Origin of the sequence: uncultured Negativicoccus sp. (assembly GCF_902480485.1) — a bacterium.
GTDB lineage: Bacteria > Bacillota > Negativicutes > Veillonellales > Negativicoccaceae > Negativicoccus > Negativicoccus succinicivorans.
On the sequence record NZ_CABSTC010000040.1, the window covers coordinates 1 to 12,179 of the forward strand.

Annotated in this window: 14 protein-coding genes and 1 pseudogene; 13 read left to right on the forward strand and 2 right to left on the reverse strand. The window is 45.1% G+C overall.

The features are described 5' to 3' along the window. From RDN69_RS04410 to dapA, 12 genes and pseudogenes are all read left to right on the forward strand, one after another. A pseudogene (locus RDN69_RS04410) lies at positions 1–555 on the forward strand (glycoprotease); the annotation flags it as partial. After that, entirely contained in the window at positions 537–1,742 is a 1,206-nt protein-coding gene (gene xseA / locus RDN69_RS04415) for an exodeoxyribonuclease VII large subunit (RefSeq protein ID WP_024049229.1), read from the forward strand. The pseudogene RDN69_RS04410 and the gene xseA, both read left to right, overlap by 19 nt. Continuing rightward, a complete protein-coding gene (gene xseB / locus RDN69_RS04420; protein WP_024049228.1) occupies positions 1,739–1,978 on the forward strand; it encodes an exodeoxyribonuclease VII small subunit in 240 nt (79 codons plus the stop codon). The genes xseA and xseB overlap by 4 nt, the downstream gene beginning before the upstream one ends. Then, positions 1,965–2,849, forward strand: coding sequence for a polyprenyl synthetase family protein (locus tag RDN69_RS04425; RefSeq protein WP_024049227.1), 885 nt, complete (start codon positions 1,965–1,967; stop codon positions 2,847–2,849). The genes xseB and RDN69_RS04425 overlap by 14 nt, the downstream gene beginning before the upstream one ends. A 12-nt stretch (positions 2,850–2,861) precedes the next feature. Then, entirely contained in the window at positions 2,862–3,317 is a 456-nt protein-coding gene (locus tag RDN69_RS04430) for a divergent PAP2 family protein (RefSeq protein ID WP_024049226.1), read from the forward strand. 1 nt (position 3,318) lies between these two features. Then, entirely contained in the window at positions 3,319–4,110 is a 792-nt protein-coding gene (locus tag RDN69_RS04435; RefSeq protein ID WP_288218289.1) for a TlyA family RNA methyltransferase, read from the forward strand. Positions 4,111–4,125: 15 nt separating this feature from the next. Continuing rightward, positions 4,126–5,013 carry an NAD(+)/NADH kinase gene (locus RDN69_RS04440; RefSeq protein ID WP_024049224.1) on the forward strand — a complete coding sequence of 296 codons (888 nt, stop codon included), beginning with the start codon at positions 4,126–4,128 and terminating at the stop codon, positions 5,011–5,013. 29 nt (positions 5,014–5,042) lie between these two features. Further along, a complete protein-coding gene (gene argR, locus RDN69_RS04445) occupies positions 5,043–5,504 on the forward strand; it encodes an arginine repressor (RefSeq protein ID WP_024049223.1) in 462 nt (153 codons plus the stop codon). A 6-nt stretch (positions 5,505–5,510) separates the two neighbouring features. Beyond that, a complete protein-coding gene (gene recN / locus RDN69_RS04450; RefSeq protein WP_273259685.1) occupies positions 5,511–7,193 on the forward strand; it encodes a DNA repair protein RecN in 1,683 nt (560 codons plus the stop codon). A 145-nt stretch (positions 7,194–7,338) separates the two neighbouring features. Next, a complete protein-coding gene (gene dapB, locus RDN69_RS04455) occupies positions 7,339–8,130 on the forward strand; it encodes a 4-hydroxy-tetrahydrodipicolinate reductase (protein ID WP_024049221.1) in 792 nt (263 codons plus the stop codon). A 14-nt stretch (positions 8,131–8,144) separates the two neighbouring features. Further along, positions 8,145–9,176: an aspartate-semialdehyde dehydrogenase gene (locus tag RDN69_RS04460; RefSeq protein WP_374042378.1), complete on the forward strand. Its 1,032-nt coding sequence runs from the start codon at positions 8,145–8,147 to the stop codon at positions 9,174–9,176. A gap of 16 nt (positions 9,177–9,192) precedes the next feature. Continuing rightward, positions 9,193–10,077, forward strand: coding sequence for a 4-hydroxy-tetrahydrodipicolinate synthase (gene dapA, locus RDN69_RS04465; protein ID WP_024049219.1), 885 nt, complete (start codon positions 9,193–9,195; stop codon positions 10,075–10,077). Between the two features lie 29 nt (positions 10,078–10,106). Here the strand turns inward: dapA and lexA are convergent, their stop codons facing one another. Further along, on the reverse strand, positions 10,107–10,733 hold the full coding sequence (lexA, locus tag RDN69_RS04470) for a transcriptional repressor LexA (protein ID WP_024049218.1): 627 nt from the start codon (positions 10,731–10,733) through the stop codon (positions 10,107–10,109). 142 nt (positions 10,734–10,875) lie between these two features. Here lexA and RDN69_RS04475 point away from each other — a divergent pair, with 142 nt between their 5' ends. Continuing rightward, a complete protein-coding gene (locus RDN69_RS04475; protein ID WP_273259689.1) occupies positions 10,876–11,193 on the forward strand; it encodes a LysM peptidoglycan-binding domain-containing protein in 318 nt (105 codons plus the stop codon). A gap of 25 nt (positions 11,194–11,218) precedes the next feature. Here RDN69_RS04475 and RDN69_RS04480 read toward each other — a convergent pair. Next, on the reverse strand, positions 11,219–12,179 hold a 961-nt coding region (locus tag RDN69_RS04480; protein WP_288218290.1), incomplete at its 5' end, for a site-specific integrase.

The window sequence follows — 12,179 nt, forward strand, 5'->3', positions numbered from 1 at the left end:
TATATGCTGCATCTGAGCGGCGGCACTACCGATTGGTTGGAAGTGAAATGGCAAACGGAGGGACTTGCCATTGCCGAGTTGGCTACGAGCGACGATATTTCTGCCGGACAGTTGATCGACCGCATTGGCGTCATGTTGGGCTTGCCTTTTCCTGCCGGACCTTCTTTGGAAAGGTTGGCGCAACAAGGGAAACTTTCGTATCGCTTGTCGCTACCGCGAAGACTGGATTCACTCAGTTTTGCCGGTGCGGAAACGCAATTGCGCAAAGTATATGAGAAGGGGGATCTCTCAAAGCAGGATTTAGCGGTATCCGTATTCGATTACATTTGTCGTATTTTAGCCCGTACTGCGAAGCGTTTAAATTTTGAACAAGGACGTCCCTTTATTGCGGTCGGCGGTGTATTTGCAAACATGTATTTGCGCAATGAGTTTTCGGAGATTTTAAGAAATCTTCATTTGCAACCATTTCTTGCAGCACCGGAATACAGTAGCGACAATGCCACCGGCAATGCGTTCGCCGCGGTGAGATATCAATTATGCGCATTCAAACAGTAGCGGAAGTAACATCCTACCTCGAGAAAAAAATAAATACGGATTATCTCCTGCAATCATTATGGATTGAAGGCGTAGTAGCGGAAACAGGACGTTCGGCGCGAGGGCATCTTTTTTTCTCATTGGAAGACCCTGCAACATCATCTCGTATCAGTTGTGTGCTTTGGGCAAGTAAAGCACGTTTATTTGAAAAGATGATCCAGGTCGGCGCAACGGTAGTTGTTTCAGGTAATCTGAACTATCAGTCAGCATACCAAAGCTTGAGGTTGGTTGCCGATCGTGTAAATATTAAAGGTAAATCCGCACAAACATTGGCACGAGAAAAAATGGTGGAAGACTTACGTGCTCGAGGCTTTTTCGCATGGGAACGCAAGCGAAAATTACCGACTCATCCTTCGCGGATCGGTATTGTGACTTCTCCGGAAGGTGCGGTTTTGCATGATTTGAAACGTATGATCAGCCAGCGTAATCCACTCGTGAAGATTACCGTATTTCCGACACGTGTACAAGGCGCCGAGGCGGCGCAGGAAATTGCGGATGCTATTATATCTGCCAATGCAGAAAAGGAACTTTGCGATATATTAATTATTGCTCGCGGAGGAGGTTCACAGGCAGAACTTGCACCGTATGACAATGAAACGGTTTTGACCGCAGCGTTCCAGTCGCGTATTCCGACGATTTCAGCAATCGGTCATGAAAACGACCACCCGTTGCTTGATTTGGTCACTGACGTTCGTGCCGCGACGCCGACGCATGCCGCGCAACTTGCTGTTCCTGCATTGACGGAGATCGCCGTTGCCTTTCAGCATACTCTGCAACGCTTGTTGACTGCTTGGCAATATTATGATAAACAGCGTACTTACCAATGGCATCAACTCGTTCGGAAGTTTGCTCAAACCGGAGTGACCCAAAGCCATTTAGTATCAGCTCAAATTTGGCAACGACAAAAATGGCGTTTATTTTTAGCAGCGCAATCATTATATGAAAAAGAAAAGAGCCGTCAACAGGAGCAAACGCGGAAACTGATGCAGTTGTCTCCTGAAGAAATGTTTCGTAACGGTTACTTTTGGTTGGAGCAAAACCAACATCGCCTTACCGCGCTTACCGAATGTCACCTTGGCGAAGAACTTACGATTATTGGTGAAAAAGTGAGCATCGTAGCGGAAGTGAAGGAGATTTTAAAGCGATGAATTCTGAATCTAAGGATTTTGAAAAAATCATGCAACGACTGACGGAAATCACTTCGACATTGGAAAGCGGTGAGCTCACATTGGAGCAGGCGCTTGCCTTATTTAAAGAAGGTACTGAACTTGCTCGTGTCGGAGACAGCCTGTTGACGGAATACGGTGAACTTGCGGAAAGCTACCGCAGCGAACTCACTGCTTTACAAAGTGTACAGGACGGAGTCGGCAATGATTCCATTTGAACATTATTTAGAGACACGAAAAGAGGCTGTTGAAACTGCTCTGTACACACTTTTGAAGCCGCAAGATGATGCCTATAAAGTGTTGTTTGAAGCAATGAACTACAGCCTCTTGGGGGGCGGTAAACGCGTTCGCCCAGTTCTCTTCCTCAGCACACTGGAAGCATTTGATGTTCCCTTGGATCCGTATTTAAATATCGCTGCAGCCATTGAATGTGTGCATACCTATTCATTGATTCACGATGATTTACCATGTATGGATGATGACGATTATCGTCGCGGCAGGCTGACCAATCACAAAAAATTTACGCCTGCTATTGCGACGCTGGCAGGGGACGGACTGTTAACCGCAGCCTTTGAAATTATAGCCAAGTCCGAAGAGATTTTGCCAATTATCCGGTTACAATTAGTGCAAATTTTGGCAGAAGCAGCCGGTCCCGACGGGATGGTAGGCGGACAAATTATTGATATGCAAGCGGAAGGACATGACCAAACTCTTTCGCAACTGCGATTAATGGATGCACTTAAAACCGGGCGCCTCATCACTGCTCCATTGGTAATGGCTGGCGTTATTGCTGCGATCGATGCAGAAGAAAAAGCCAAGCTTGCTGCGCTAGGAGATCGTCTCGGCTTACTGTTTCAAATTGTCGATGACATTTTAGATAAAATCGGTGATGAAAAACAACTCGGCAAACGTATCGGTCAGGACGAAAAGCAGTCTAAGTCTACGTATGTACAGCTGCTTGGTTTGGAAGGAGCACAGGAACGGGCGCAATTAGAAGCGCAAAAAGCGGTTAAAATAGTAAGCGAATTGAATTTACAAAATACTTATTTAGCACAGTTTCCTGATTATTTGTTACGAAGAACGATGTAAGGAGAAATAGATTTGGAATTATACATTCGCGATATTGCAAGCAATGTCGTATTTCTCTCCGCTTTTAGCGCATGGCTTATTGCGCAAGTTATAAAAGTTATTTTATTTTTAGTAAAACATCATCGCTTTGATGTTGAGCGCTTGGTCGGATCCGGCGGTATGCCGAGTTCACATAGTGCTTTGGTAGTGGCTCTCTGCTGTTCGATCGGCATTCAGGAAGGAATCAGCTCCAATCTCTTCGCGCTGGCTTTCTTTTTTGCCACCATCGTGATGTACGATGCCGCCGGAGTGCGTCGTGCGGCCGGTAAACAGGCTAAATTTCTGAATGAATTAATTCATGAATTTATGGCAGGGCACCCATTTAATGATGTGAAGTTTAAAGAACTGCTTGGGCATACACCCTTGGAGGTTTTTGCCGGCGCATTGTTGGGAATTGCGGTAGCGTATTCTTACTACCTGTGGTATTGATATGAAATCCAAGGAACGATTAGACCTCTTGCTGGTTAATAAAGGTTTCTTTACAAGTCGTGAAAAAGCACGCCGGTATATTATGACGGGAGATGTCCTGGTGGACGATGTACCGATTGATAAGCCGGGGAAGAAAGTCAATTTGACCGCAGCCATTCGTCTGCGCAAGCCGCCTCTTCGCTATGTCGGTCGTGGTGGGCTCAAACTGGAAAAAGGGTTAGAAGTATTTTCATTACCGTTGGATGGTAAAATTATGCTTGATATCGGGGCCTCTACCGGGGGCTTTACCGATTGCGCTCTTCAACATGGGGCGGCGAAGGTGTATGCAGTCGATGTGGGGTATGGGCAGTTGGCATGGTCCTTGCGTAATTCTCCGCAAGTCGTCAATCTGGAGCGCACTAATATGCGTGACGTTACCGCTGATCTGATTCCAGAGCCGCTTGATTTCGTTGGTTGCGATGTTTCATTCATTTCTGTCACAAAAGTATTGCCGCCCGCATATCCATTATTGAAAGATAGCGGCGATGCTGTGATTTTAATCAAGCCGCAGTTTGAAGCCGGACCGGAAAAAGTAGGTAAAGGCGGTGTCATTAAATCGTCTGCCGTTCATCGCGAAGTGCTGATTAACGTTTTATCGGACATTGAACAGTTGGGATTTTTCATTTGGGGTTTAACAGATTCGCCGATTCGCGGAGCAGACGGTAATCGAGAATTTTTAACATGGCTGCGTAAGGAAGTACCGTCACCGAACTTTTTTAATTGGCAACAGACGATCATACAGCTGACGCAGTAAGAAAGGTTAATCATTATGCTGGTAGGAATTTTTCCAAATTTATCCAAAAAAAATATAGAGCATCATGTCAATGATTTGTGCAAACACTTGAAGAATGCGGATATAGATTTCTACATCATTGATTCTTATCGTGAAGAAGCGCAGCAGCGAGAGTACCATTTCACCGATAATCGCTGGGCTTCTTTGCAGGAAATGCAGGACTCTATGGATATGGCATTTACGCTCGGCGGCGATGGTACATTAATCAGCGTAGCCAAGTTGTTACTGCCGTATGATATTCCGCTTTGCGGTGTTAATTTAGGAGAGCTGGGCTTTTTAAATATGATTGAACCGGACGAATTGGATACACGTCTGGAACAAATCAAAGCGGGCGATTATAAAATCTGGCACCGCAGTCTTTTAGCTTCGGCCATTCTGCACGAAAGCGGTCAAGTTCAGCAGCTTCCCGCCGCCATGAATGAAGTGGTAATCGGTCGCAGCCGGCCGGGACGTATGGCCAGATTGCGCTTATATGTTAACGACGTGTTTGTAGAAGAGTACCCCGCTGACGGCATTATCGTCTCAACCGCAACCGGCTCTACCGGTTATGCGCTATCCTGCGGTGGCCCGATCATGCATCCTAATTTAACTAATATGATGGTCATTCCGATTTGTCCACATCTTTTGAAGAGCTCGCCGCTGATGCTGAATGCCGATGACGAAGTCACCATCACCATGCCGGAACGGGAACGACACCTGTATGCATCCATTGACGGCAACGAATCTTTTTATTTTACGAATGAAAAGAAGCTTTTGATCACTAGACATCCAAATTCATTACCTTTTGTTTACTTTTCCAATCAAAATTTCTTCCGCTTATTATTCCCCAAATTAACCAAATCTATTTATCACGCTGCGCAATAGTTGCTATAGAATGGACGGGATTTTAGAACATGAAGAAAAAATATCGTTACGCGAAAATACGGGATATTATTCAAAAAGAAGTTATTGAAACACAAGAAGAGTTGGCAGCAGCACTTGCTGATGAGGGTGTCAGTGTAACGCAGGCTACGATCTCACGAGATATCAAAGAGCTGATGCTTATTAAAATACCAACGGAAGACGGTCGTTACCGTTATGCAGTTTCCCCCGAGCAGCCGGCATTATTTGCAAAAGATCGGTTTATCAGCTTATTTCAAGGAACTATTACCAGTATTCAGTACAGCGGTAATCTGGTCGTAATTCAAACGTTACCCGGCTCTGCCCAAGCAGTGGCCTATGCCTTGGATAATACCGATATTCAGGAAATTGTTGGTACGATTGCAGGGGATGATACTATCCTTTTGGTCGTTGCGGAAGGAAAAGATCCGAAGAAAGTAAAAGATCGTCTGTATTCATTTTTACGAGAGGCGTGAGCTGCTGTGCTCCAGTCGTTACATATTCGCAATTTTGCGCTCATAGAACAACTGGATATTGAATTTAAGGAAGGCGTAACGGTTTTTACCGGCGAAACCGGTGCCGGCAAGTCGATTCTTTTAGATGCATTGGGAATCGCATTGGGAGATCGCGCCGCCGTCGATTATGTTCGAACCGATACAAAAGAGTTTTTTGTGACCGCTCAATTTGATGTCACGGATATGCCTTCTGTTCAAACCTATTGTAATGAACAAAATATACCACTGGCCGATGACGAGCCATTAATCATTTCTCGACGTTTATCGCAAACCGGTAAAGGACAAATTCTGGTTAACGGTATGCTCACTTCCTTGCGAACCCTTGCAGGTTTAGGATCATTATTGGTCGATATTCACGGGCAAAACGACAATTTGAAATTGCAATCCGATCGATACCAGCTACATGTGCTGGATACCTTCAATCGTGACGGTCGACAACCGGAAGAAATTTATCACAAAGCCTATCAAACTTGGCAGCAAGCGGTCCAACGTCAGCGTAAATTTTTAGAGCAGGAAGAGGAACGTGAAACACTTCTAGCACGTTTAAATAAAGAAGTAAGAGAGATCTCTGCCGTTAAAATCAATCCTGAAAAGGATACGGATATCGAAGCGGAAATTAAACGACTGACGCATGCGGAAAAGATCACGGCCGCATTGCAAATGGCAAGTCAATTATTAAATGCTTCCGGAGGAAGCCTGGAAACAATTTCACAAGCATTAAACGAGTTGCAAAAGGCGAGTAGCTTCGATGAGGCATTGTTGGCTTCCGTGCAGACCTTGGAGACTGCTTTTTATAATGTAGAAGAGGTCGCACGTAATTTACAGGAGAGTCTTTATACAATCGAGTACTCTCCGGAGCGGTTGGATCAGTTGCAGGAACGGGCCCAGCTTTTAAGAGACTTGCGATTAAAATACGGCGATACACTGGAAGAGATTCTTGTTTACCAAGCGACCATACAAAAAAAGATTATGGAGCTTGAAAATGCGCAGGAAACCGGTGACGCATTAGCACAAGCTGCAGCGGCCGCTTTTCAAGAGGCCCAGACGGCCAGAGATGCTTGGAACGAAACACGATATCGCGCTGCGGCGGAACTAAGCGGAGAAATCGAAATCGCATTGCGCGATTTGGATTTACCGAATGGCAACTTGTCATATTCTCTCATTCCCGGAGATACGTTAACTCCGCAAGGCTTAGCTGAGGCAGAGCTTGTGTTTAGCGCTAATGTCGGTGAGCCGCCAAAATCACTCAGTGAGGTTGGTTCAGGGGGAGAATTGGCACGAATTTCACTGGCCTTAAAAACGGTTCTTGCGGCGCAAATGGACTTGCCGACGCTTGTTTTGGATGAAATCGACGTCGGCATCAGCGGTAACGCGGCGCTACGCGTAGCAGAGAGAATTCATACTCTGGGACAGCATACCCAAGTAATATGCATTACGCATTTGGCACAGACCGCAGCAATTGCACAAACGCATTACCACCTTTACAAGGAAAGCAGCGGGGGACGTACCCAAACGCACTTGGTATCGATTCCGGAATCAGAACGTGCGCAGGAGTTGGCTCGGTTAATTGAAGGGGATCGGTTTACGGGCACAACATTAGATACGGTAACGCGCTGGTTGCAGTATTTCCGTGCAAAAAACAAATTATAAGCACCTGCTAAAAAAGCGAAACATTGTTTTCGCTTTTTTGTTTCATTTTTATTTACGGATTACCTTTGTATACAAGGATTTTCCGCGTAAAATCTATGTTATAATATAGTATAAATGAGAAATAATCATGAATGAGGTGACAATTATGACCACTGTTTTAGTTTGCGGTGCCGGAGGACGCATGGGCCGCGAAGTGGTAAATGCGGTTTGGCAAGATTCAGAATTGCAATTGGTCGGTGCCGTAGACGTGTCCAATGCGGGTATGCCGGTAGCGGAAATTGTCAATAATGACGATTGCCAAGTAGTAATTATGGATGATTTACAAGCTGCATTGGAGGCAACAAGCCCCGATGTAGTTGTCGATTTTACAAGTCCGAAGGTTGTTTTTGAAAATGCCAAAACGACGTTACAGCATGGAACCAATATTGTCATCGGGACGACCGGTCTCACTGCTGACGAACGCGATGCATTAGCCAAAATTGCCAGTGAAAAGAGAGTAGGTGTTTTAGTGGCACCTAATTTTTCTCTCGGCGCAGTACTATTGATGCAAGCCAGTGAATTGATGGCAAAATACTTTCCGAATGCGGAAATCATTGAGTTGCATCATAATCAAAAATACGACGCGCCTTCCGGAACCGCGCGCCTTACTGCAGAAAAAATTGCCAAGGCAAGAACACAGGCACCGGCTCTCGACAAAACGCAGGAAAGTTTAGTAGGTGCGCGTGGTGGTGTCGTTGAGGATGTACATATCCATAGCGTTCGTTTGCCCGGTTACGTTGCCCATCAGGAAGTTCTTTTCGGTGGTACCGGCGAAATCGTCACCTTGCGTCACGATTCGTTGGATCGTAAATCATTTATGCCGGGAGTTTTGCTTGCTTGTAAAAAGATCAGTCAATTCCCGGGGCTGACATATGGTTTGGAACATTATCTGGGATAGGGAGGTCCTCCATGATCAGTAACGCACGTGTTGCTATTTTAGGTGCTACCGGCGCAGTAGGACAGGAATTTATTCAGCTTATTGAAGAACGTAATTTTCCATATAGAGAATTAAAATTATTGGCATCGAAACGTTCGGCCGGCAAGGAGCTTACCGTAAAAGGTAAAAAAATTATCGTAGAAGAAGCTACTCCCGATTCATTTAATGATATCGATATCGCTCTTTTTGCCGGTGGCAGTGTCAGCAAAACTCTTGCTCCGGAGGCGGCAAAACGCGGCGCCATTGTTATTGATAATTCGAGTACATTTCGGATGGATCCCAATGTACCTTTGGTCATTCCTGAAATTAACCCGGAGGACGTCAAAGCGCAACAAGGCATTATTGCCAATCCGAATTGTTCAACCATTATTATGTTGATGGCGTTGAAGCCGATTCATGATTTATCGCCGATTAAGGAAATTGTCGTCAGTACTTATCAAGCGGTATCCGGTGCCGGCAAAGAAGGCATGGAAGAATTGACAAAACAGGTGGAAGCTATCGTTAACGGCGAAACGCCCCAAGCAAATTATTTACCGGTTGCCAGCCTTGATACCCATTACCAGATCGCTTATAATTTGATTCCGCAAATTGATGTCTTTCTGGATAACGACTATACCAAGGAAGAAATGAAAATGGTCAATGAAGCGCATAAGGTTCTGCACGATGACACCATTGCGGTGGCACCGACCACGGTACGGGTACCGGTCATGCGTAGCCATGCCATGTCGGTTCGTGTGAAAACGGAGAAACCGTTGGAAGTTGCCGCCGTGCGAGAGGCCTTGAGCGCGATGCCGGGCGTCGTCGTCTGTGATGACCCGCAGCAGATGCAATATCCGATGCCGTTGGATACTTCTTTTAAAAACGATGTCAGCGTCGGGCGCCTGCGCAAAGACTTGTACGATCCCAATGCACTAAATCTGTGGATTTCCGGCGACCAGATTCGTAAAGGAGCCGCTTTAAATACACTGCAGATTGCGGAATACATTTTGGAAAACGATTTATTATGAATAAAGGAGCGGTGTCATGAAGTCATTTGGAGCCGTTTTAACGGCAATGATTACGCCATTTACAGAAACCGGAGCAATCGATTATCAAGCAAGCGCTCAGCTCGCCCGCCATTTAGTTACCCATGGTTCGGACGGACTGGTCATTTGCGGCAGTACCGGTGAAGGGGCCGTAATGACTGCGGAAGAAAAATTGAAGCTTTTCACCACAATTCGTGAAGCGGTCGGTCCGGAAATATTTTTAGTTGCCAATACGGGCTCAAACGATACGCAACAATCCGTCGCATTTACTAAAGAAGCTGAAAAAACAGGGGTAAATGCCTGTATGGCTGTCGTACCGTATTATAATAAGCCGACGCAGGAAGGTTGCTACCAACATTTTGCGGCGATTGCGCAAAGTACCTCCTTACCGATCATTTTATACAACGTACCGGGGCGAACCGCTTCGCAAGTGACACCGGAAACGATTGCCCATCTGGCCAACGAATTTTCGAATATTGTTGCGGTTAAAGAAGCGAGCGGAAACCTGAATCAAGTTTCCGAAATTGCACGGCTTTGTCCGGAAGGATTTCTGATTTACAGCGGGGATGATTCTTTGACCTTACCGATCTTAGCTGTGGGTGGTTGTGGCGTAATCAGTGTCGCCGGTCATCTTGTCGGTGAACAGTTAAACCAAATGGTCACATCATTCCTGGCTGGCGATGTGCAAAAGGCACAACAAATTCATTATCAATTGCTACCGATCATGAAGAAGCTTTTCTTCATATCCAATCCGATTCCGGTGAAAGAAGCGGTGGGTATGATCGGTTTGCCGGCCGGTGAATTCCGTTTGCCGTTGGTACATGCGAATGAAAAAGAAAAAGAGTTTATTCGTGAATTTTTGAACGACTACGATCTTTGCTAATAAAAAAGAGCCTTAGGCTCTTTTTTATTTCAATTATATTTTCGATATACTCCGATCACGCGGCCCACGATTTTCACATCTTGACAGATGATGGGGTCATATGCATCGTTTTCAGGCTGCAGACGTATATGATCCGACTCTTTATAAAACCGTTTTACCGTCGCTCCCTCGTCACCGACCATAGCGACCACAATATCACCATTTTCCGCATTCGGCTGCTCTTTAACAAAAAGCACGTCACCTTCCAAAATACCTGCGTCCATCATACTGTCGCCCTTGACTTCCAACATAAATGCCGAATCGCTGCCGATAAATTGAAGAGGGAAGGGGTAGACATCTTCTACATTTTGCTCCGCAGTAGCAGGTAGACCGGCATGAACATTGCCTATCAAAGGAATGGGGGTCAATTCTTTTTGGCGCCATTCATCTTCCTCGATCAACACAATGGAACGATTTTGCGAAGGTTCCCTGCGAATATAACCGGCTTTTTCCAAACCGTCAAGATATCCCTGCACGGTAGAAGGAGACTTCACACCAATCGCTCGTGCAATATCACGAACGGAAGGGACATAACCGTTACGATACGTAAAATCACGAATATATTCCAGCACATCCTTTTGACGTGTCGTTAACTGTGGACGTTGGTTGTTTGTCATAAAATCACATCCTTTCTTGCATTATAACAAAATTTTCTCAGATAGGAAACAAATGTTCGAATTATACTTGACAGAACATTTGTTCGGTAGTATGATAAGCATAACAAAAGAACAAATGTTCGCTTTGGGGATGGTGAGTATCATGACAAAAACAATGAGCAACATTTTTATGGAATTAGGCATTTTAATCATTTTTGTCATCGCAGGTCTGATGTACTTTATGAGCAGTAAGCCTGTTTCACAAGTATATTATCAACCGATTCGCATTCAGAGCGGTGATACATTATGGAAGATTGCTTCCCAATATGCACCGGCGCATAAAGATATTCGTGAGGTCGTGTATGAAATTCAAAGCTATAATCATTTAGTCGATGCCGGTGCATTGTGTCCGGGGATGGTTATTCATATTCCGGTAGAAGCTTCCTCTATTAATGACGAAATAAACATTGCCGCAAAATAAAAAACAGTGCTTAGCACTGTTTTTTTTATTTACTGCTGAACATATCTCGCAACGGGTTATGCTCAAATCGATCCGCTTCATTAATATAATGTCGTACCATTTCAACGGAATGATGTCGCGTCTGCTGCATAATACGTCGTTCTTCAATACCCGCCAATGCGGCCGATGTGGCGAAGCCGTGGCGTAAGCTGTGCGCCCCATAATCAGCCGGATCCAAACCGATTTTTTCCGCCCAACGCTTGACGATGCGATTAACCATCTGGTCAGAAAGCGCATTTTTACGTAATTTTCCCGTTTTAGTCGGCGAGCGAAAAACCGGTCCGGAGGTAATTTTAGTTCGAGATAGCCAGCTTTTTAAGGTCGTGACCGGACATAATTCTTTTTGTGTTAAATTCGGCAAGGCAACAATATTCCCTTCACCTTCCTGGTCGGCCTTGGAGCGGGGAATAAAGATTTCAATACCTTGCCGTACAAAATGAACATCTTCATACCGTATAGAACTTAATTCGCTTCTGCGGAATGCTCCCATAAAACCGATTACAAGAACCGTTTTATCCAAATGCTGGGTAAGATCTTTAATATCCATCATTTGCACGATAGCTTCCAAATCTTCTTTTAAAAGCGGTGATTTACCTTGCTGATACGTACCGATTTTACGGCGAATACCTTTCATCGCGGCCTTTACTAACGGAGATAGGCAGGGATTATCTTTAATCAAACCGCCTGCCGTAAAATTTTCCGATAGAGCGCTTACACGGCGGGCGATGGTATTCGCTTTCGCATAAGCGGATAAATCATGTATATAATTGACAATCGTCTCAGGAGTCGCAGGGAAATAGTGAATGCCACGATAACTGCACCAATCACAGAAGTCCGACCAATCTGATTCATAGGCATCAATTGTCGAGTGCGACTTTTCCAACGTAAATAATTCCTTACTTCCGGAAGAAAGCAAAGAATTGTTCTGAATGCGTTGATTATCCCGT